Origin of the sequence: Simkania negevensis Z, from assembly GCF_000237205.1 — a bacterium.
Lineage (GTDB): Bacteria > Chlamydiota > Chlamydiia > Chlamydiales > Simkaniaceae > Simkania > Simkania negevensis.
This window is the reverse complement of sequence record NC_015713.1, coordinates 1,156,767-1,179,785: the sequence shown is the minus strand read 5'-3', so window position 1 is coordinate 1,179,785 and position 23,019 is coordinate 1,156,767. Positions and strand designations below refer to the sequence as shown.

The 23,019-nt window shown below is 41.6% G+C and carries 15 protein-coding genes; 9 read left to right on the top strand and 6 right to left on the bottom strand.

All coding sequences use genetic code 11. The annotated features are described in order from the left end of the window. The first annotated feature begins 13 nt into the window (after positions 1-13). Complete coding sequence (gene gatA / locus SNE_RS05995; RefSeq protein ID WP_013943475.1) at positions 14-1,483, top strand: Asp-tRNA(Asn)/Glu-tRNA(Gln) amidotransferase subunit GatA; 1,470 nt, start codon at positions 14-16, stop codon at positions 1,481-1,483. Then, complete coding sequence (gene gatB, locus SNE_RS05990; protein ID WP_013943474.1) at positions 1,480-2,946, top strand: Asp-tRNA(Asn)/Glu-tRNA(Gln) amidotransferase subunit GatB; 1,467 nt, start codon at positions 1,480-1,482, stop codon at positions 2,944-2,946. The genes gatA and gatB overlap by 4 nt, the downstream gene beginning before the upstream one ends. Before the next feature lie 37 nt (positions 2,947-2,983). On the opposite strand, the gene SNE_RS05985 is transcribed toward gatB, so the two are convergent. Beyond that, positions 2,984-3,553, bottom strand: a complete 570-nt coding sequence (locus SNE_RS05985; protein ID WP_013943473.1) for a hypothetical protein — start codon at positions 3,551-3,553, stop codon at positions 2,984-2,986. A 489-nt stretch (positions 3,554-4,042) separates the two neighbouring features. Here SNE_RS05985 and SNE_RS05980 point away from each other — a divergent pair, with 489 nt between their 5' ends. From SNE_RS05980 to SNE_RS05955, 6 genes are all read left to right on the top strand, one after another. Beyond that, positions 4,043-5,578 (top strand): hypothetical protein, encoded by a 1,536-nt coding sequence (locus SNE_RS05980; protein ID WP_013943471.1) that lies wholly within the window; start codon positions 4,043-4,045, stop codon positions 5,576-5,578. Positions 5,579-5,906: 328 nt separating this feature from the next. Then, positions 5,907-6,926: a hypothetical protein gene (locus SNE_RS05975; RefSeq protein ID WP_013943470.1), complete on the top strand. Its 1,020-nt coding sequence runs from the start codon at positions 5,907-5,909 to the stop codon at positions 6,924-6,926. 76 nt (positions 6,927-7,002) lie between these two features. After that, positions 7,003-7,854, top strand: coding sequence for a hypothetical protein (locus tag SNE_RS05970; RefSeq protein ID WP_041418850.1), 852 nt, complete (start codon positions 7,003-7,005; stop codon positions 7,852-7,854). Positions 7,855-7,913: 59 nt separating this feature from the next. After that, complete coding sequence (locus SNE_RS05965; RefSeq protein WP_013943468.1) at positions 7,914-9,362, top strand: TolC family protein; 1,449 nt, start codon at positions 7,914-7,916, stop codon at positions 9,360-9,362. Beyond that, the gene (locus SNE_RS05960) at positions 9,343-10,461 is read left to right on the top strand and encodes an efflux RND transporter periplasmic adaptor subunit (RefSeq protein WP_013943467.1); all 1,119 of its coding nucleotides are present in this window, start codon (positions 9,343-9,345) and stop codon (positions 10,459-10,461) included. Before SNE_RS05965 ends, SNE_RS05960 begins: the two co-directional genes overlap by 20 nt. A gap of 3 nt (positions 10,462-10,464) precedes the next feature. Continuing rightward, positions 10,465-13,644, top strand: a complete 3,180-nt coding sequence (locus tag SNE_RS05955; protein ID WP_013943466.1) for an efflux RND transporter permease subunit — start codon at positions 10,465-10,467, stop codon at positions 13,642-13,644. Here the strand turns inward: SNE_RS05955 and SNE_RS05950 are convergent. The 4 genes from SNE_RS05950 to SNE_RS05935 all read right to left on the bottom strand — a co-directional run bounded on the left by SNE_RS05950 (position 13,601) and on the right by SNE_RS05935 (position 18,158). Then, a complete protein-coding gene (locus tag SNE_RS05950; RefSeq protein ID WP_013943465.1) occupies positions 13,601-14,590 on the bottom strand; it encodes an Lpg1974 family pore-forming outer membrane protein in 990 nt (329 codons plus the stop codon). The genes SNE_RS05955 and SNE_RS05950 overlap by 44 nt on opposite strands. Before the next feature lie 25 nt (positions 14,591-14,615). Next, entirely contained in the window at positions 14,616-15,488 is an 873-nt protein-coding gene (gene xerD, locus SNE_RS05945) for a site-specific tyrosine recombinase XerD (protein WP_013943464.1), read from the bottom strand. A gap of 31 nt (positions 15,489-15,519) precedes the next feature. After that, positions 15,520-17,421, bottom strand: a complete 1,902-nt coding sequence (locus tag SNE_RS05940; RefSeq protein ID WP_148258968.1) for a hypothetical protein — start codon at positions 17,419-17,421, stop codon at positions 15,520-15,522. Positions 17,422-17,543: 122 nt separating this feature from the next. After that, a complete protein-coding gene (locus tag SNE_RS05935) occupies positions 17,544-18,158 on the bottom strand; it encodes an adenylate kinase family protein (protein WP_013943462.1) in 615 nt (204 codons plus the stop codon). 216 nt (positions 18,159-18,374) lie between these two features. On the opposite strand from SNE_RS05935, the gene SNE_RS05930 reads away from it, so the two are divergent. Further along, entirely contained in the window at positions 18,375-22,448 is a 4,074-nt protein-coding gene (locus SNE_RS05930; RefSeq protein WP_013943461.1) for a hypothetical protein, read from the top strand. Here SNE_RS05930 and SNE_RS12740 read toward each other — a convergent pair. After that, a complete protein-coding gene (locus SNE_RS12740) occupies positions 22,445-23,017 on the bottom strand; it encodes an iron-sulfur cluster assembly accessory protein (RefSeq protein ID WP_013943460.1) in 573 nt (190 codons plus the stop codon). The genes SNE_RS05930 and SNE_RS12740 overlap by 4 nt on opposite strands. Positions 23,018-23,019: the final 2 nt, after the last annotated feature.

The following is a 23,019-nucleotide window of genomic DNA, read 5'->3' as shown; positions in this document are numbered from 1 at the left end:
TGATAGTGAAACGATGTACCGAAAAACTGCGCATGCTTTAAGAGAAGGTTTTTTAAAAGGAGAATACACAGCTTCTCAAATCGCCTCTTACTTTCTTCAGCGTATTCAGCTTCTAGACCAAGACCTTAACGCTTTTTTGAATATCATTTCTGACCGCGTCATGCAAAAAGCCGAAGAGCTCGATATCAAAAAAGGAAAAGGAGAACCTATAGGGAAGCTCGCAGGAGTTCCCATTGCGCTAAAAGATAATATTCATATTCGAGGCGAATCCACAACTTGTGCCTCACGTTTTTTATCCAATTATACCGCTCCATTTGATGCAACCGTCACAAAACTTATTGAAGCAGAAGATGGCCTCATTTTAGGGAAAACAAACCTCGATGAATTCGCAATGGGGTCCTCGACAGAAAAATCGGCTTATCAAGTGACTCGCAATCCTTGGAATCTCTCTTGCTCTCCTGGAGGATCTTCTGGTGGTTCTGCAGCAGCAGTTGGTGGCCGCTTATGTCCTCTTGCGCTTGGAAGTGATACAGGTGGATCGATCCGTCAACCTGCATCCTTTACTGGAACTGTTGGTTATAAACCAACTTATGGTCGTGTTTCTCGGTTTGGACTAGTCGCATTTGGCTCTTCTCTCGACCAAATAGGACCATTCGCCAACTCGGTTGAAGACATTGCTATGATTATGGAAGTGATAGGGCGTCCCTGCGAATACGATTCGACAAGCATCGATGCCAACCCAGAAAACTACCTCGATCACCTCTCAACTTCATTGCAAGGAAAGAAAGTCGGAGTTCCATGGAAATTTCTCGAAGATTTCAGTGGGCCAAGTGCAGATCACTTTGCAAAAGGATTACAAACATTTAAAGATCTCGGTGTCGAAATCGTAGAAGTCGAATTGCAAAAGCTTAAATACTCAATTCCTATCTACTACATTCTCTCAACAGCTGAAGCTTCTACTAACCTCGCCCGCTTTGATGGTGTTCGCTACGGAAAACGCTCAGAAAAAGCCGACTCAATCGATGCCATCTATGACCTGTCAAGAGCTGAAGGGTTTGGGGATGAAGTGAAACAACGGATCTTACTAGGAACATTTGTTCTCTCTTCTGGTTACCAAGATGCCTATTATCGAAAAGCTCAACGGGTACGTACACTGCTGATTCGTGAATTTGAACAAGCCTACAAAAAGTGTGACATCGTAGCACTCCCCACAACCCCTACCCCTGCGTTTGAAATCGATAGCATTCCTGATCCACTGCAGATGTACTTACAAGACCTCTACACCATTTGCGCCAACTTAGCAGGTCTTCCCGCAATGAGTATCCCCGTTGGATTGGACTCAAACAAAATGCCTCATAGCATTCAACTACTTGGTCCACAACTTGCCGATGGAAGAGTGATGCACTTTGCCTATCAACTTGAAAAAGCCCTGGCTCTATCGAGCTTTATCCCCCCTCTATTTGACAAGGAGGTTCAATTATGAGCCACATTTCATACGAAGAATGGGAACCAGTCATTGGTCTCGAAATCCACGTCCAACTTAAAACTCGCTCGAAACTCTTTGCTCGTTCTCCCAATCGTTTTGGAGATGAGCCTAACACGAATATCGATGTTATCGATACAGGACAACCAGGAGCTTTACCAGTTCTTAACCAAGAAGCGGTCGAAAAGGCCATTCTCTTTGGCTGCGCAATTGGCGCTGAAGTTGCAACCTTTAGCAAATTTGATCGCAAATCTTACTTTTATCCAGATAGTCCTCGCAACTTCCAAATCACGCAATTTGACAAGCCAATCATCATAGGAGGAAAAGTCTTAGCTGATGTCGAAGGAAAATCAAAAGAGTTTCAGATTCATCATGCTCACTTAGAAGATGACGCCGGAATGCTCAAGCATTTTTCTGAGTTTGCTGGTGTGGATTACAATCGCGCAGGAGTTCCCCTTCTAGAGATTGTTTCTGAGCCCTGCATGTTCTCACCAAAAGATGCCTCAGCATATGCCATGGCCATCAAAGCCATTATGCAATATCTCGATGTTTCTGATTGTAATATGGAAGAAGGGTCACTGCGTATCGACACCAACATTTCTGTTCGTCCGCGTGGAGACAAAACTTTGCGCAATAAGGTCGAAGTGAAGAACATGAACTCTTTCACGAATATGGAGATGGCGATTGAAGCTGAAATCCGTCGTCAAGTGCGTGCTTATACTGCCCATCCCCATGAAAATCCAGCAAATGTGATCAAGAGTGAAACGGTTCGTTTTGACTTAGAGAAAAAAGAAACTGTCGTCATGCGTTCAAAAGAAGAAGCTAAAGACTACCGCTATTTCCCTGAGCCTGACCTCCCTCCAATCGTCTTAAAAAAAGAGTACATCGAAAAAATTCGTCGAGAGATGCCAGAGCTTCCCCACGAACGGTTTGATCGTTATGTCAATAAACTCAAACTTTCCGATTACAATGCATCGATTCTCGTCAATGAGAAAGCCCTTTCAGACTATTTTGAAGAAGCTCTTAAAAGCTGTAATAACGCCAGCGCTCTTTGTAACTGGATAACCGTCGAGTTTGTTGGACGTCTAAAAGATAGTGGCACACCCCTTTATCAATCGCCCATTTTGCCCAAGCATATTGCTGCCCTTGTCAACTTCATTGACCAAAAGAAGATCACAGGCCGCATTGCTAAAGACGTAGCAGACATTATGGTCCAAATCCAAGGTAAAGATCCTGAACTGATCATCCGAGAAAATCCTAATTTCCAAGCGGTCCACGACACGTCAGCCATTGAACCATTTGTCGACCAGGTTTTGAGCGAAAACGCTCAATCCGTCGAAGACTTTAAAGCGGGAAAAGACAAAGCGTTTAACTTCCTTGTTGGACAAGTGATGAAGCTTTCTAAAGGGAAAGCTTCACCTGATGTCGTAAAAGACCTTCTCACAAAGAAAATCCTGCCCTAAATTAGATAAAGCGAACTCTGGGTTTATTTAATAGCGATTACCACAATCTTGTCATATGAGTGTAGATAGGTTTTTTTTCCCCGTCCCCGTTAGAAAGGATCCTCTTTACGGCGCTTTCATAGTCTGGGACTTTTGTTTTTATCTCAAAGCTGCGAATTTGCGCGTTTTCTCCTTGAGATTTATAAGAATAGGTCATCGTAGAATCGACCGATTCTACAAACTCTATTTTGTCTTTGAAAGTGTCATGAAGAGCTTGATTTTCAAACTGACGACTCATGATCACTTTTATGATCTTTTGAGGAGGAACTTCGCGCGCTTTATATTCTTTACAGTCTCCACTCGTCATGCAAGCTGCAAGATCTTCTTTATCAAGTTTGACGATAAAAAGTGCTGTTGCCGATAGCTTAGTTTTAATTGCATCTAAAAACACCGGGTCTTCTTGAAGAACTTTAAAGATGACTCCCGCCTTACAATACTCTAGACTGACATCTCGCTTGTAAACTTGTTTAAGTAGCGTAAAATGCTCTTGAGCTTTGGTATTAATTTTCTCTTCATTTCTTTGAATGGCTTCGTCTAAATCTCCTCCGTTTCCTACACATCCTTCCACTGCAACAGATAAGCCTCCGTGGGCTACCGCAAATAAAGAGGCATAAACACCATTCGCATGTGTGATGCAATTGAGCGAAACATACTTTTCACCTTCTTTTAATGGATCCGATTTGTCAAAAGACTTTGGGACATCTAAATCACCCCCTTCTGGAAGAATGCCGTAATGAAAAATGAGTTTAATTTTGCTTCTGGACTTGCTACATTAGACACCTTTTTCCTCCTTTTGTTGCCTTATGTGATTTCAATTATCTAATTTTTCTCTAATGAAGTCTCCTCAATTGATGTATAATTAGTCAAACTCATCTCCTTCTGACCAATTATATCATAATTAAAAATTTAAACCTGCCGATGTAGGTTATGTAATAATACATAATTTTCATAATTAGATATTTACATTTTTTTATAATTTAACCCGCACTAAGATGTCTATCTTTTTAATTTGGCTACGATTATAATTCTCCCGATAATAGAAAAATTTGTAGGAATTATGGAGTTAGTTTCGTCTTCAAATTTTAGTTTGATCAGCCTGGCAGAGCTAGTGACTTTCACCGCTTTTGAAACACCAAAACAATACCTTCCGATAACTGGTCATCTTATAGGAAGAGTTGTGGGTGTCGCATTACTCTCAGTTGCAGCTGCTCTAGAAATTGTCGCGCATACGATTTTGATTTTTCCAGCTATCCTCTATGCAATTGGAAAATCTGTTTATCAAAGGGAACTGGATTTCACCCTTCCTTGGCAACATCTGCAACGAATCCAAAATGCCGTCTACCCTCTTTTCTTTGGAAGTGCTTTTGCTTTCATCCACCCTTATGCTGGACTGTATACAACCGAGCAAACTGATAAAATTGCAGTATTGGGAATGCTTGGATCAAATCTTTATAATTCGACTGAAACCCCCTGTAGCCCAGTTCACAGTCTTTCGATTATCGAACGGATTGCGACGAAAATCCAAACAGTCGAGAAAGAAGGCAAAAAAATTGAGATCTTCCCCGAAACACACCTCAATGCCGTTCGATGCGCCATAGAGTATGAAAAAGGGTTTCAGCAACTTCAAGCCCAAGAATTTCTTTATAAATTGACAAACCTCAACCTCTACGTCATGGGAGCGATTCATGGAGCAATTGAAGAGTCCTATATGAGCGTGGTGCAGAAAGAGAGTTTAAAACGTCTATCAGGAATTCTCATTCCTTTTCTTGGGACCATCGATTTGATCATGGGACTTGCTTTGCAAACATTTTTCCTAACGACAGGAGTCTGCCATTGGATTTCAGGTCGAGGACCTACCTATACAGAAGTCACAGCAAATCCCCTTTTGCACGTCGAGTTTTTCATCCAAACAACTCTGAAAACAGTGGGTCTTTTGATTGGAAATTGCATTTGGTTTATTCACCCCTTGTCTGGATTTAAAGTCAGTTTGTTGCCTGGAACGGCTTTTTTCAATCTCCAGCTAAGCTCATGGCTTGCAAAACTCGAGTCTTCTCTTAAAAACGGAAAAGAAGGCGCTATTGAAACTATCCCGATCTTGCTTGGAAATGGAGAAGCGTCGGTCCTGTCAATCCCCTCTCACAGCATGCATAAGACCTATCTCACCATTAAAAAAGTCGATGGAAAATTTGATCTCTATTGGACTAACCGACCAAACGTCAAGATTATCGTAGGGCTTTCTCTAGAAGAAACATTGGAGCAAGTGCACCTCATGATCAAAGAGCGGTATCCTTTTATGGATATAGAAAAAATGATGGAATATCCTGTTCGCTCGAAAGAACCAAAATTTGCTGAAATAAAAAGTTTCAACATTCCTGGGCAAGGAAGCCATACAAATTGCGTGGTGTCTAATCTCTTTGGAATGCTTGAAACTCTTGACCAAGTAGAAGGGATCGATGAATCGGTCAGAGCGGTGCGTTACCGCGCCATTCGTGACGCATTAATTCAGGAGTATGGTTTTTATAAGTACGACTTCTACCCGTTTAAACCTTCAGGAATCAGTGGGTTTTTCAATTCGAGTGACAAACCAATCTAAAAAACAGGATTACTTCTGAAAAGCAGCTCATTTTAGACTTTTTTTTGAAATTTTCCTTGTAACCTGAACTCTGGGTTTGAGAGCTCATTCTCGGTATTTTTAGCTCGAGGAGGGGCAAGCCAAAAAGAAAGGGTGAGCTGAAAGAGAAAAATCCCTGAGAATGAGTGAAATAAACCCAGAGTTCAGGTTTGAAAATACCAATAATTCTAAAACACACCTGCTGGTAGCTAAAAAAATGTTAAAGCAAGCCTGTTCTTGACTTTATTAAGTCTAGAAATTAAACTATTTATCTTTATTAACTTATGCACATAATTGGAGGGAAAAAATTATGGCGTCAACACCTTCTGTAGGATACTCTACAACTCATTCAAACCCGATATACGGAAATCTACTATCGACTTCAGATTCAACCGAAGTTGACTTCGCTTATTGTCAGGAAGTTATAAAGCGGTGCACTCCAAGCATTGTTTCAAGTCTTGATGAGAAGGAGATTAGTCTCCTGTTCTCAGAAAATGGAATGACATTCGTTGACGACGGTGAGCATGTTTTTACCCTTTGCTTTAAAGCAGCTGAAAAAGCAGATCGTCTTTTTGTATTATTTTACGGTCAAGGATTTTTCTCTTACTTCCATTTGGAGTGCCGTGACAAAGAAGGAAAGAGTACTATCGTTACACATAAAGTCACGCAGCACTGGGACCACGATGTGGAATTTCAGAAGCCGATCTTCCAACTCGTCAATGAAGAAAAGCGATGGAAAAATAGTTTTGAGGAACGCTTATTAAAGAAAACAAGCGTTCTTAACCAAAACCCTATTAGACATTCTTTTCGTCTTCGAGAATCTGTGATTGAATTTATAAATCTAACTAAAGTCTCGAATACAGAAGAGGTAAAAAGCTTTTTTGAAGGGACTGTTTTTGAAGAGGCATTTTCTCAACTTGATCTTAAGCTTCAAGTCAAAATAGAAGATAATTTTAGAGCGATTTCTGAAGAAGTTAAAGGGGCTGCAAAAGAGCTTTTAACTGAGTTCAATACATTCCAAGAATTAAAAGAGGAGCTTCAAGTTCCTTTTCAAAATTTTGCAAATGCTTGGCAAGGTAGCAACAGTAGAAATCAGTTTCAGTACTTTATGCAGAAAATGGTGATACAATCTGCGTTAAAAGAGTTACCTAATAACGAAGATATTAATCAAGCCGTTAAGAAATTTGAAGAAAGGATCGAGAAAGCTAACATAAGAGAAAAAGAAGAAAGAAAACTTAAAGAACAAGAAGCAGTAAGAAAGGAAGTTGATACCTTCCTGCATGGCTTCGTTCAAAGGTCTTTCGTTGTATATGGTAGACTGGGTAAGTAGAAAAGAGAGCGATGAACCGGTCAATGAGTGGGTCTTTCACTTCTAGTGAAAGACCCATATTAAACAAGGAAAAAATATGTCTATTCAGTTGATGACTTTAAACATCCCGGCGTCATTTTCAATGCAAGCACTTGCAACGCAATCGGGTGTAACAATCGGTTTGACCCTCCTTCAAAAATCAATGAGAAATCCAACACTAAAAAAGCTCCAACTCCCTTTGACATTTCTAACAGTTGGAGCCGTTGGATACTACAGCGGAGCTGCCACAATCGCTAACTTGATCACAACAGCGCTTCTTACTGGATTTGCTTATTATTACCTCAAGGAAAAAACTCCGCAAAATAGAGCTTCAAACCCAACGATTTCTCCAAACCCACCTTCTGTTGTGTCACGCAATTGGTCGGATAAAACTGCGGCCGAACTGACGTCGATTATTGAAAACGTCGATAAACTCTACCAAGATTATGAAAGACAAAATGTGCCCCCAGGAAGCTACTGCGTCAACTTTTTTAAGAATGAAGAGCCATTTACCCTCAGCACTCATGGGACACGGGCAAAAGGAACCCCTCTTTTAGGGAGTCCCGCAACTCACACAGCTCCTTGCGATTTGTGCAAAACTGATTCGAAGAAACTTTCAGCTGATTTTAAGTTGCTCCGCTCCCTTAGCAACAGGCCTCTTATTATTGACTCGACGTCTCCAACGGTGAATTGGTTTCAAATGCCCAAGGAAAAGCAATTAAAGATGCTGATAGAGGCGCAGCAAGTGCAAAAAAAGCTGCAACCACTTATTGAAAAAAATCAGCTGTATTTAGAACTTCATTGCGGTAGCAATGCGGGTCAAACTCAGTGGCACACCCATCTCCGTTTTGAGCTCATTTCTTCTTGGCGCGGACTCGATTGGTGGGACCGAATCGAAATTTCTAATTAAAATTACTCGATAAAAATACCTCGTTTTTAATAAAGACAAAAGAAGAGGTATTTTTATTTATGCTACAAATTTTATTCGTCCTTTTGCTTCTATTGTTTTGTCAAGGCTGTGACATAAAAGGCGCGAATGATCCCTACTCTTATGCACCTTCTAGCTCCCACTTAGTTTGGAACCCTCCAAAGAAAGCGAAAAAGAGATTGCCTTACGATGAACTCAACAAAGATCTCGATGATTACACCGAGTTCTCTAAAGAAAAGCCTCTCACTCTTGCTGAAATCATCGATGTTGCCCTTTATCATAATCCTCAAACAAAAATAAGCTGGGCTAATGCGCGTATTAGCGCTGCTGAATATGGGCAGTCTTTGCAAAATGAATTTATCTTAGCTGAGATCGAAGGGGATTACTCACGTCAAAGGTATGCTGCGTTTGGAAGTAATCAAAGAGGAATCATTTATGAAACTCAATATGGAGCAGAGCTTCAGTTAACCTACTTGATTCTTGACTTTGGACAGACCCGTACTTCTAGCGAAGCGGCGCTTCAATCTCTTTATAATGCCGACTGGTCTCATAACAGCCAAATTCAAGTGACGATCCAAACACTCATGAACGATTACTATCAATATCTCTACCAAAAACAACTCCTATTTGCTGCTGAACAAGACGTTGTCAACGCAAAAACTTCCCTCGACGCGACTCAAGAGAAATTTCAACGTGGGCTTGCCGATGTCTCTGATATGGTTCAAGCAAAAACAAGCTATTTGCAACGCAAACTAAATGTGGTGACGCAAAAGCAAAATCTTCACAATGCCTATACTCAACTACTCAACGACATGGGACTTCCGTCAGACAAACCTATTTTCTTCGAAGATTATCCGGAGACAATTTATACGTTTGAGCTAGAAGATTTAGATGTTCTCGTGCTTAAGGCCAACGAAAATCGTCCTGACTTGATGGCCGCTGAAGCCGCAGTCAAATCAAGTCAGCTCAATTATAAAGCAGCAAGACTTCAGAATTTTCCCACAGTGAGTGGAGAATTTGACATTGGTAGGCAATATTACAATAATGGCGTGAGTGACCATTATGACTTCATAGCTTCTGTTTCGCTCAACTATCCCCTATTCCAAGGGTTCTTCATTGAAAATACCATTAAACAAGCCAAAGCAGAGCTTGAAAACTCTAAAGCCTCTCTTGAACAGGTCCAACTTAGTATCATTCAAGAAGTGTCTAACTATCGAAGCGATGTGGGCTTTGCGCGTGAATCGCTCCAATATGCTGAGGCTTATTTAGAATCTGCTGAAGAAGATTATAAAGTCAACTTAGCCAAATACAAGGTCGGGACAGGAACGATTGTCGATCTTATCAATGCCCAAACTGCTGTCGCAGACGCGAGAGCCAAACTGGCAACAGCTCAAAATAGCTGGTACACCTCAGTTGCCAACTTGGCTTATGCAACAGGCATTCTTGTTCCACCTTCAACACAGGACGGATATGAAAAAGCATTTCATTAGTATTTTTGTCCTTGTCTTAGGAATTTCACTTGTTGGTTGCTCAAAAAAACAAATAAAAAAAGAGCCAAAGCCGGTTCCTGTAAAAGTTGCTCGAGCAACGACACAAAGTGTGCCCTATTTCATTAAAACGGTAGGTCATATGGAATCGATTAACATCGTGAACATCATGGCCCAAGCAAATGGCCGGCTGATGAAAACCTATTTCAATGATGGTGATTTCATTAATGAAGGAGACCTTTTATTTCTCATCGATCAAAGACCCTACTTTGCTTCGTTAAAAAAAGCCGAGGGAGCTCTTGAAGAAAGCATTGCCAACATGATGTATGCTCGAAGAACTGCAGAGAGAAACTCAAAACTCGTTCAAGACGAATATATCTCCCAAGATACCTTTGATAGCTTAGTGACAAATGTTCAAGCTGATGAAGGAATCGTGAAACAAAATGAAGGTGTTCTAGAAGATGCAGAAATTAACTTGAGCTATACGACGATCTACTCCCCCATAACAGCTAGAGCAGGACAGCGCCTTCTTGATGATGGAAATCTCGTTTTGCAAAACGCTGAAACCCCGCTTGTGACTCTCAATCAAATCTCCCCCATTTATGCAACATTCTTTATCAATGAAAAAGACTTGCAAAAGGTCCAACGTTGCCAACGTCAGTCAAATGGAGGGCTGCAAACCATTGTCACAGTCGAAGATCCCCAAGTTCCTAGCTACAAGGGCCCCTTAACCTTCATTGACAATGGGGTCGATCTTTCGACGGGAATGATTATGATGAAAGCGACTTTGCCAAACGAAGACAAAACTCTATGGCCGAACCAATACGTCCAAGTGCAGCTTAATCTCGAAACAATTGATGATGCTGTTTTAGTTCCTTTTGAGGCTGTACAAACCAATTCTAAGGGCAAGTTTGTTTTTATCGTCAAAGGAAATGACACAGTTGAAATGCGCTCAGTTGAAGTGGGACAAAGGCAAGATGATAATAGCATCGTGATTTTAAAAGGATTAAAAGATCGAGAAAGAGTTGTGACTGAAGGGCAAATCAGCCTCTATAATGGAGCGCAGATTAAAATAGTAAAAAATGAAAACGAGGATGGCTAACGGATGAACTTATCAGAAATTTTTATCCGCAGACCTGTCATGACTTGCCTTGTCATGGCTTCTATTCTCTTTTTTGGGATTTTAGGTTATAAAGCGCTGCCCGTAAGTGATTTGCCCGATGTCGAATTTCCCACAATTCAAGTCACAACGAGCTATCCAGGAGCAAGCCCTGAAACCATGGCTGATACTGTCACATCTCCTTTAGAAAGACAGTTCACTTCAATTGATGGAATTTTAACAATCTCTTCTTCCAGTACTAGCGGAAATTCAACAATTGTTCTCCAATTTGTTCTCGACAAAGACATTAATGCAGCAGCAACAGATGTAGAATCAGCGATTAGCCAAGCCACCCCCTACCTTCCTGACGATCTTCCGAGTAATCCAACCTATGAAAAAACCAACCCTACTGAAACACCTGTACTCTATTACGCGATTAAATCTGATACCATGACACTGGGCACTTTATACGAGTATGCCTACTCTCTTATGGGACGTCGCCTTGGAATGGTCGATGGAGTTTCAGAAGTGAATGTGTATGGCTCCCCCTTTGCTGTTCGGGTTCAAGTGGATCCTGATAAGCTTGCAATTCATCAAATTGGAATTGATCAGATAGCAAACGCGATTGCCAACAGCAATCCCCAAAAGCCTGTGGGTAATCTTTATGGGCCAGATATCGAATACACCATCAACGTTGACGGACAGATGCAGCAGGCTGCTGGCTATAATGAACTGATTGTGCGAAACAACAACCATGCCCTTCTAAAAATCAAAGATTTAGGCCGCGCCTTAGATTCCCTACAAAACGATAAATACAGCCTCAATTACTATACTGCAGATAGTGAAACGCCTTGCGTTATCATTGGAATTCTGAAACAAAATAATGCCAACACGATCAAAGTCATTCAAGGCTGCCAAGCAATGATTGAAAAAATGAGAAATGAACTTCCCAGTTCTGCTCAAATTGTCACCCTTTTTGATCAATCGGTTTGGATCATGGAATCTGTGAATGATGTTCAGTTTACATTATTCATCGCCTTCATCCTCGTTGTGATTGTCGTCTTGTTTTATTTAGGGAAATTTATTGATACAATCATTCCGATTTTAGCTCTTCCCATGTCTGTTGTGGGAACCTTTGCAATGATGTATCTTTATGGATTCAATATCGACATCTTTTCCCTCCTTGCCATTACCTTATCAATTGGCTTCCTTGTCGATGACGCGATTGTCGTTTTAGAGAACATTACCCGCCATGTCGAAATGGGAAAAAACACTTGGGAAGCAGCTCTGAATGGATCGAAGCAAATCAGCTTTACTATTTTGTCAATGACCCTTTCTCTGAGTTCCGTTTTCATTCCAATGATCTTTATGGCCGGGATCATGGGACGGATTTTTCGCGAGTTTGCAATTACAATCGTCACTGCTGTTTTAATCTCGGGATTTATCTCGCTTTCTCTTACACCCATGCTGTGTAGTAAGTTTGTCGGAGCTCATACCGTCCATGCAAAGAAGAATTGGATCGAACGGTTCTCTGATAAAATCAATGGAGGATTACAAAATCTCTATAAAAAGGGATTAAACTTTGTTTTTAGACACCGGTTTACGACCCTTTGTATTGGAATTGCTTCTGTTATTTTGACTGTGTTTTTAGGGCTCCGCCTTCCAACAGACTTTCTCCCTGCAGAAGATTTAGGGTTCATTCAAGGCTTTGGAATTGCAAGTGATTCAACTTCTCCTTTCAAAATGATAGAATATCAAAAGCAAGTTTCAGAAATAGTGAGAAAAGATCCAAACGTTGCAGAGGTTGTGTCGGCAGGAGCTATTCCCACTTCGAACCAATCTCTCTTTTTTGTAAAACTTAAGCCCTATAACGAGCGCCAGTCTATGCGCGTCGTGATTCGTGAGCTTTTAGAACAACTCCATGAAATTCCTGGAATCAAGACTTTCATGCGTCCTTTGCCCTTATTAAGCCTGGATGTTGGCACCAGTACAAGCATGGGAAATTACCAATACGTCGTAACGGGTCTCGAACCCGATCAAATGTATGAAGATGCTGAGAATGTCATGGCAGAAATGCGTAAATCGGGAATGTTCACTCAAGTCATCAGTGATATGCACAATAATGCTCCCTATGCAAACATCACCATCGATCGGGACCGCGCCTACGATTTGAATGTCTCTGCAATGGGACTCGAATATGCTTTTGATTATGCCTATGCAGCAGGAAAAATTTCCTTGATCAATAGCATTGCCGACCAATACTACGTCATTGTCGAAACATTGCCGAAAGATTATGGTCATGTTGATGATTTGAATAAACTCTACATCTCAGCCTCTTCCAAAACTCCTATCGCAACTCAAAATCAAATCAATACCCAGAACGAAACCTTTCCGACACAAATCCCCCTCTCAGAAATTGTCAAAGTAGAAGAAGGGGTTGGCCCCTTGAGTGTTGCACATTTAAACACCCTCCCCTCTGCAACAATCATGTTCGACCTAGCACCGGATGTGCCTCTTGGAACTGCTGTCCAAAAACTAAACGCTATCGCTTCAGAGACACTTTCACAAGGAGTGACAGCAAGCGTTCAAGGATCAGCAGATATTTTCAAGCAAACCTTTCAAAGCATGGGATTTCTCTTTATCGTCACCCTGTTTCTCATCTATGTTATTTTAGGAATTCTCTATGAAAACCTCGTCCATCCGCTGACCGTGATGTCAACTCTTCCTCCTGCAGGTCTGGGAGCCATTATCACTCTCCTCATCTTTGGATTGCCCCTTTCACTTTATGCATTTGTCGGTCTGATCATGGTTCTTGGAATTGTCTTGAAAAATGGAATCATGATTGTTGACTTTGCGAATGAAGGAATCAATGAAGGAAAAAACCTTCACGATGCGATCTATGAAGCTTGTCTTGCTCGTTTCCGCCCAATTCTCATGACGACTTTTGCTGCAATGATGGGAGCTGTCCCCATCGCACTTGGAGTGGGAGGTTTAACCGCAATGTCACGTATTCCTCTCGGTCTTGTGATTGTCGGTGGTCTGATCATTTCTCAAGTACTCACTCTGTTTTTTACACCAGTCGTTTTCATTTATCTAGAAACACTACGGGAAAAAGTTCACTCACGCAAACAGCGAAAGAAGACTAAAAATCAAAGCGAGATCGAACCGTCAGCCCCTGGAAATTAAGATTTCCTCCACTAGAGCCTCGGTTAAAGAGATCGAATGCATGGGAAAAATCCCACCACATTTGCTCTTCCCAGCCCCACTCAAGACCAAAATGGAACTTCTCTTGATAAAAGTAAATATCCCAGCGCAAACCAACAGCAAGCTCAAGGACTGGAACCATTTGATAGCGCTCATTTTTAAGACGGAGCAGCAAAGCTGTTGCACTATCTTCTCGGAGTCGCAAGTGAAAACGGCTCCACTCTGCAGCGAGAGCCAAATTGCCAAAAATGCTAAAATTCTTCGTGAAACAAAAGCTATTTTGCAGCCCCCCTCGGATTCCCATTCCCCACTGATCGACATCATACCGAATCCGATCTGAATTGCTCACTGTCCGATTCACATCAGAATACCCCTCACTGCGCACTTGATAGTCTTGATCTGATAAGTATCCTTTCAACCCAAAAAAGGGACGTAACATCAAATACGGGCTGATATAAAAAAGCCTTGCCCATTCGAGATCGAAAATATCGATGTGAAAATCCCATTTCGCATGAGACTTGTTCACCCCTCCAATTAAAAAGCCAGTTCCAAGGAGCTCTTCACCGATGGGTCTATGAAAATCATCCGCAGCATCCGAGTCAAAGTAGGTGTACTGCAAATAGACATCCCATCCATCATGTCCAAGATTGACTCCAAGTCCTGCTTTAAACCCGAGATGTCCTTCGAAATCGGGTTCATAGACTTTTCCGCGAAAGCCACTTTGTCCAGTGACAATATACTGCAATCCATCTTCACGCGCTTTCCAGTAAATCAAACTCGCAGAGACATAAGGCATCGCCACCCCATTTTGGACAAAAGTTTGTCCCTTTGGGGTAATCTCTTGAGCAGGAGGCCTAACAGGCGTTATTTGCTCACTTGCAAACACACTTAGAGAACAAAGAAGAAAAATCGATAAGTGCTTAAACATATAAGCATCATCTCAAAAAAAAGAATTATTTCCTAGGGTGGAATTGATCGAAAGCTTGATACAGATGCTTATTCGATAAATGGGTATACCGATCAGTCGTAGAAATGTCTGCGTGGCCAAGTAGCTCTTGAATCACACGCAAATCTGCACCATGATCGAGCAAATGGGTCGCAAAAGAGTGGCGCAAGGTGTGAGGCGAAATGACTTTGTCAATTTGCGCTCCCTTCCCATAATGTTTGAGACGGACCCATACTTGCGTTCTACCAATGCGCTTCCCCTTTTTTGTGAGAAAAAGAGGCTCATCTTTTAACTTTTTCACATCTCTTCGAAAACTTAAGTAATGGTCAAGGGCTTCAATAGCAACAGCAGCAATTGGCACAATCCGTTCTTTCCCCCCCTTTCCTCTGACGTGAACAGTTTGATCATCGACATCATGCACATTCAAGCTGCAAAGCTCAGAAACCCGCATCCCCGTTGCATAAAGCATTTCTAAAATGGCTCGGTCCCGCGCCCCAATTTCTAAGTCCACATCAGGCTGTTTGAGGAGGGCTGTGATTTCGTTTTCTGTTAGAACTTCTGGAATGAGTTGCCACAGTTTGGGTGATTCAATCAAAGCCGTCGGATCTTGTACAATGAGCCTTTCCCGTTTTAAAAAACGGAAAAAAACTTTGATTGCCACCAAAGAGCGAGAAAGACTACTCGAAGCATACCCTTTTCCCTTCATCTTTTCGATAAACGAAATGATCTCTTCTTGAGTGACACTCTCGAGACTTGTTTTCGGATAACTTGATAAAAAGGTGCGCAAATCGCGCTCATAGGCTTCGATAGTATGGATAGAGAGTCCCTTTTCGGAACCGATAAAATTTAAAAAGTCCTGTAGTTGTGCTTCGTAAGACATACCCCCCTATTTGTAATAGGGGGGAGTATTTTTAGGCTAGTTTCTCTTTGAGATTTTCCTCTAAGCGACGGTGCTCTTTCTCAGCAAGAAGACGACGTTCTTCTTCTTTGAGAAGGGCAATTTTTTCTTGTGCCACTTTGTCGGTTTTCTCTTCATCAACAGGCTCTTTTGACCAGCGGTAGTAACTGTATATACCAGTCCCAGCCCACATTAAGCCAATCACACCTGCTGCAATAAGAGGAACGAGTCCGCCCGAGAAAACAGCAGTCATCACTGATGCCGTCATGAAAAGGCCCATAAGCGACATCATGACCTTGTCGCCAAATTTAGGATCGCCACTTTTGTATGCCTGCCATAAATAGTAACCATCAACTGCAAGCATTCCAATAGAAACGACAACCCAAATCACTGAAAGAGCAATCCCAAGACCGCCACCAGTTACAGCCATTCCAGCAAAAAAGGCAACAGCACCAAGAATACACAAGATAAGAATCGTTGCATTCATTGCAATGTTGAAATTTGCATTCTTATTCACTTGATTTAAGAACGCTTCAGCATCTTGAACAGCTGTTTTGTCATTTGGATCTAGTAAACGCTCTAGCAGTTGCTCAGCTTTTGGTTTTTCAAGCTCGTCTTTTACAAGTTTCACTGTTGCAGGATCAGCCATCCGTCCAAGCTCAGCTTCTTTCAATTTCTTTCCATTGATAAAAGCTGACTTAATGTGCTCTCCAATTTGCGCAATTGTAAACTCGCTGTAATCATGCTTCTTCCCGTACGCTCCGGCAAACCCTTGAATGTAGTCCTTGTCTCCTTGAGAAAGCAATTTCTCATCTGCTGCACTGATGTCGACAGGTGTGACATTCTCGCCATCCCAAATACTTGGATCGCAAGCAACCTTTGTCGCTAGTTCTCGACGATCATCTCGATTTAAAACAAGCTTACCCATAATGTAATCAATACCACCACGGAGTTTTTCGCTTTCTGTTTTAAACTCAGGGTCGTTCATGGCCTCGTTAAGACCTACTTTAAACTGGATCCCTTTGCCAACAGAGATGGCGCAAGGAATCGCTAAAAGCAAGTACATCACGCCACCAAGCGCAGATGCGACATTTCCGGAAACCGCTGCAGCTTGAGCAACAGACTGTGAACCATTTGATGCAGCAACAAGCGAGAGGATGCGAGTAGGAAGCATCGCAGCTCCATAAGTTGTTTCAAAGGCACCTCGTGCCATGGTCACTTTTCCACTCACCTGGCCCCAAAAGTCTCCAATCTTACTAGCTTCTCTATCTTGAACATAGCCGCGACATCCCGCAACATATCCTGTCAAAATACTGGCAGCCGATGTGATTCCAAGAGCAGTATCTCCTGGAGGTGTAGGCTGATTCGTAACAGCCAGCTGAACTCCATGAACCATCCGATATAAACTCGATATGTCGCTTGTTGCATAGATAAATTCATTTGATGGACCGGTTATAAGCCACCAAGGTTCCTTCATCTCTTTTTGAGCAACTCTATCTGTTTTCACTGCTGTTTCCAGCAGCGTTGGACCGTCTGATTTAGGATTATCTCCCTCACCTCGTTTTACAGCAGGTTTAGGCAGAATCCGCTCAGACTCTCCAGTTTGAGATTCATCAATCATTAGTTCGGGCTGATCTTTGAGCCCGGATACAAGTCTCAAATCAGATGATGTAGAGGTTCTGACGTGAAGACTACGGTTTTTCAACACGGAGTCGCTTTGGCCGTCATTCGTACCAACAGAAGGATTTTGAAAATTCTGTGTGAAGAAAAACGGCAGCAGCGACCCACCCAAACTAGCTATAAATGAATAGCCCTTTTGGTATACGCTTGAGGCAAGGCGGCCTGCACCAGCAAACCCCCAGCCTTCGCTCACAGTGGAGCGTTGACTTGGACGCGACGGTATCTGTGACGCCATTTTTCAACTCCATAATAGAAAATTAAAAACTTTTGTTAACGGGTTAATAAAGTTTATTATTTTAAACGGTAAAGTACCGCTCTATTATTGTAGTAAATATTTAATTAATGATCAAGAAATAATTAAGAAAGAATTTCACATAAAGATGTGAGAATATCCCGCAAAACCTCCAGAGGGCGGAGTTCGGCATCAAAACGGACGATTTTTTCCTCTGGATAGTGAGCAAGGACAGGGATCGTCTCCTGCTCGTAGATCTCCATCCGACTACGCAAGACTTTCTCATCAGAATCGTCAAAACGGCGCTCAATGAGAGCTCTCCTTTTAAGTCTTTGAACTAAAACATCTTTCGACTTGGACTCAAGCAAGATAATTTTTTGAACCTCCACATAGCTATCTAAAATCTCTGCCTGATGCTTCGTCCGGGGGATTCCATCGAGCAAAATAAGCTGCTCATCTGGAAAATAGCGGTTCGTCGCAATAAGACCCATAACATAGTGGTGCCAGATCTCGATGGTGATTTCATCTGGAACTAACTTACCCTCACTAGCATAGCTATGATAGACCTTCCCAGCTGGAGACTCTGGAGAAAGCCCCCGAAAAATATCCCCAGATGAGAGATGGTAATGGTTCCCTGCGCTACTCAAGAACTTCCCTTGAGTCCCCTTTCCCGAGCCCGGAGGGCCAAAAATCAGAACAGCACGCAATTTCTCTTTTACTTCGGAAATAACTTTTCTCATAAGTATCTATAAATAAATGGGTTAAATTTTTTCCTAAGATCTAAACCTCTGAACTCACCTTACCAAATCCCAAATAAAGGTCCATCTTTTTTAACACACTAACAAACAATTACATAAATAAAACATAATACATTAATAATATGTTTACTAAATATTAGTAATTTTTTTATCAAAAATGATATAATTAAACTAAATGAGTAATAATGGGGAAGTACTATGGCTACGAGCTCAGCCACATCAACAGCCAATCAAGTGGCCTATTCAAAGCTCCAGACCTGTGTTAGGAAGGGGTATGGGATACAAGTCGATAGCTTTACGCGCGATGGTGTAGCGTATAAAAGATACGTTATTCCTTATGACAAGGATGGTAACCCTATCCGTAGAAGCGAGCTGCAAAGAGCCTTAGACCCTGCAAATGCTGGCCTCCAATCTGTTAATATTCAGAAAATTAATGATTTAGCTCAATCTATTCTAGACCCCCACCGTGACGTTCACGACACATCTGAAGCAAAGAGTCGTCAAAATGCTTTCTTCGACGAAAGAGGGGTTCACTTTGTCAAATCAGACGAAGCAGATGACGAAGATTCGGTAAGCCACCAAAAACAATCACTTACAACAGCTCACCTCTCCACCTATTCTGAAGCTTTTGGAGGGATCAAAGATGGAATGACCGGTGATCAGAAAGCTGTACTTGACCTCGAAGCAAAGTTAGGAAGCAAAACTGTTGAAGGGATGACAAGAGATGAAATAGACGGTGCACTCAATCAGATAGATAAAAAGTTCGTACGCCTCTTCAGACAGCATCTTGCGGCAGCTTCGCCCACTACAACACTCAAACAAGTATACGAACAAGCACTTCAAATATACGTCAATGATGCTGTGAAGACTTTCCAAGTTTCATTAAACCCTGACGTTGAAGCAGATGTTACAAAACTGCTCTATAAAACTGCTCATGAGAAATTCGAGCCAGGAGTAACAGTTAGTAAAGAAACTTGGTTAGAAGAAAATGTAGATAACCTTGGAGATCCGAAGTACGCTACAGCTGTTTTCCAAGCCATTCATGAAGTTGGAACCAAAGAAACAGACCCTGAAAAGCATACACAAACTACAGCAGATCATGCCTACAAAGCGCTTATCAGTAAAGTCAATGATTGCTGGCTAGAAGCTCATAGATTGACTGCAATTGCTCGTGTTGATGTGATCGACGTACCTGTTGATGACTCTCGCGCTGCTCCACTACTTGCAAGCACTCCAAGCCACACAGGAATACATGGTTCAACAGATCCTGAGCCCAGTACCAAAACGGTAGAAGCTAAAACAGCTCTTAAATGCAATTTAGAAGAAGAACAGAAAGAGCAAATCGATGAACTTAATCGTTTAGTTGGATATGCTACACAGATTGAATCCGCAAGCCAAAAAATAGGGAACAGTTTAAGTCTTGTACCTGTCTTGGGAGCTCTTCCTTCAAGTTGGTTGGGAGGATATATCGGAACAGATTACGCATCTCAGGAAGAAGCTACTGAAGCTTGGTCTACTGCTGTGAAAAAAGTAGCTGAAAATTGGACTGTACCAGGTTTTGATACGGAGGAGAAAAACCTCCTCCTATACTCTGCGCCAGTAGAAAATTTCCTTAGAACAAAAATTTCAGAGCTAAGAAAAGAAGTTGCTGAACGAGAAGAAAAAATCAATTTTGCTAAGAAACCTACAGATTTTGTATCTGATTTGCAACAACTTAAAGAGGAAAGAACACGTAAAATAGAAGCTCGTGATAAAGCATATCGTGGCCCTTTTGGTTCAAAATCTACTTTACAAGCAAAAGTCGATGAACTTGATGCAAAAATCACTTTAAAACAAAATGTCTTGGATCAGTGGAAGACTCCAGCTGGAAAAATCGAACTCTTAACTTCTTTATTACATCACGATGTTAGCTCTGTTACACCCCAACTTAAGGATTTTGCAAGTCTTCGAGAAAAATTGGGAAAAACAAATTATCCTCTAGATCTAACTAAAGAAGAAATTGCCGCTCTACAAACTTGGAAAATTGCTATTCCTAGCGGTACGACAATAGATTCAAGTGATCCTACACTTTTACTCTCCTCCTTAGATTCATATTTAAAAGATAAAATCGTTGAACAATTCCTCCCCGAAATAAAGACTAAGATAGAAGACGCTGTAATGGATGGAGATTACAACACCTGGAAAAGTGAGACAAAAAATAGTAATTTCCGTACAGCTATTGAGCTCTTAGAAGACCTAAGTAAGCCAGAAAATGTCCTGGACACATCTTCAATAACTGCAAAGCAACGGCTCTTTGCACTTAAATTAGCTCATGAGTCAATCTCTCCTCCAGAAACAGATCCAACAGTCTGGAAACAAAAAATGTTGGCAAAGCTGAAAGAAGAAGAATTCAAAGCAATTCACCCTGAGCTAGATAGAAGGGCTGCTGAATTGACATCGAAAAACCTCAAGGCTCTGGAAAGCGATCCCGATTATACAAACTGGGACAAAAAAGCCGCACACTATCAAAAGCTTCACCAGTATCTGCGTGGATTATTGCCTGCCCAATCATTAACAAAGGAAGCGCTCTACGCATATTTAAGCTTACCTGAAGTTCCAGACACGATTACAGATCCAGCAAAGAAAATCACATTCCTCATAGAGCAAGCTCGTGCCAACTACGTTTTGTGTAAATTAAATGAAACCGGTATGCCAACCCACGACGTTTCTTGGAAACCCACACCAAAAGATTTTAGGGATGCAAGAGCCTGGCTAAAAGACCCTGTTAGCTCTGAACCAAGTCCTGAGTCAAGAGCAATCATCATTGCAGGAGTATTGACTCAGGAAATGGATAAGAGCAATTTAATTTCCGAACTCGATAAAGTAATCAGGGTAATTGATTTAGAAGAACTACCCGAACTTGATGGGGTGGATGGTTATGATCCTTCAAAAGAAGACCTCCTTAAGGTTGAAGCATTTCTTAACGGTCGCTCAGAAGAACCGCTAACAATAAGTCAGATCAAGACGTATAAAAAAATGAAAAAAAACACTCCTCCTCCTACTGAGAAACCTTTAGAAAAAGCAGCACATTACCAGAAGCAAATTGCTGCAGGGCTCTTTAAACAAGTGACTGAAGGTGTTGATGTACGTGGTTGGAATGGTACTACAGAACACTTTGAAGAAGCATTGAGTTGGTTAGCAAGCACATCGCATACTGAACCAAGTGAAGATGTGAAAAAAGCCCTTGCTTCAATAAAGAATCCAGATGACCGTAACAATACCTTCGAATTAGTCGAAAATAGGTTAAATTACGCCCTTAGACCTTTAACACTTGAATCAGTAGCTAAACCCGACAATACAGATGATTACACTCCGACTAGCGCCGATTACGCAACTGTATTTCAATACATCAACGGTGATTCGAGCACTGATCTAACTGAAAACCAGCTTAGAACTTTTAAACAACTGCAAACAGATGTTCCTCTTACTTTCAATGAGAAAGATCGACACTATCGAATAAATTCTAAAGCAGGTGAACGCATTTTATTGACTGAAGTTGCTGGAGACCCAGCCAATGTCGATACACATGTTCCGACTAGCGCTGATTACACAGCTGTACTGAATTATATCAATGGTGTTTCGGATACTGCTCTAACTGATGACCAGCTCAGAACTTTCAAACAACTGCAAATGGGCGCTCCTCATGCTCCAAAGGATAAAATCAAGTATTATCGCGAAAACCTCACTACTGCCATTCAGGTTATATCTCTCGAAAGTGAAGTAGCTCCTTCCAATACAGATGCTTATAAGCCGACTCAAGAAGATTTCCAAGCTGTGGCAGATTACCTTAGAGACTCTTCAAGAGGCCCGCTAACTGATAACCAGCTCAGAACTTTCAAACAACTGCAAACGGGCGCTCCTCATGCTCCAAAGGATAAAATCAAACATTATCCTAGAATTCTTGATACTTCACTTCTTGAAAATAGTGAAGCTAGATTAGAAGTTCAAAGAAACCATTCTGGAACAAATTGGGCTACTGTCTGGGTTAATGTCAAAGCTGAAAAAGATTTCAATCTAAGTTCTGTTGATCCTCGGACAGTCAAAAAAGGTCACTTTACAAGCGCATTAACGAAACTTAAAACTGGATTGGTACTTACTCCTGAGGAAAAACATGCAGTTAAGACGGTTTACGATATTTTAAATAGTCGTATTAAACCTGGTGATACAGATCTAATTAAAGGATACATATTTGCGGTTTTATTTTTGAATTATGCGACAAGTGTTTCTGTTTAATAACTCTGGGAGTTGCCGCAGCTGCATGAACCTTTGACGTTGGGATTGGTCACTTTAAAGCCCGATCCCATAAGTCCTTCTAGATAATCAATTTCACAGCCGAGTAGACGCGCGAGCATCTTGCTTTTGACATGAATATCCACTCCATGCGAAGTAAAGATCGTATCATCTTCTGTTGGAGTTTCTGAAAAGTCGAGCACGTATTCAAATCCCCCACACCCTCCTGGTTTGTCGGCAAAGCGTAAGGCCCAGCCTTTCTTACCGTCTTGCTCTAAGATTGTTTTAAAGCGCTCTGCTGCCCTTTTTGTCAGGGCAATAGTGGTGGGGTCCACCTCTTCAGCAATAATCTCATTTAAACGGGCAATGAGAGAGTCGATTTTATCATCATCAAAGCCGTGGCCAAGCATACCCACTTCTAGAGTCTCCCATGTCGCTGCTTGGCAGCCAACGCAATGTAGACCTGCATTCGTCAATTCCTGTGAAAGGCGCTGCCCTTTATCGGGATGCTTTGCAAAGATGTCGTCAATTGTCATGTCCCGCGTAATCGGGCCCTTTTCTTTTTCAGTCACTC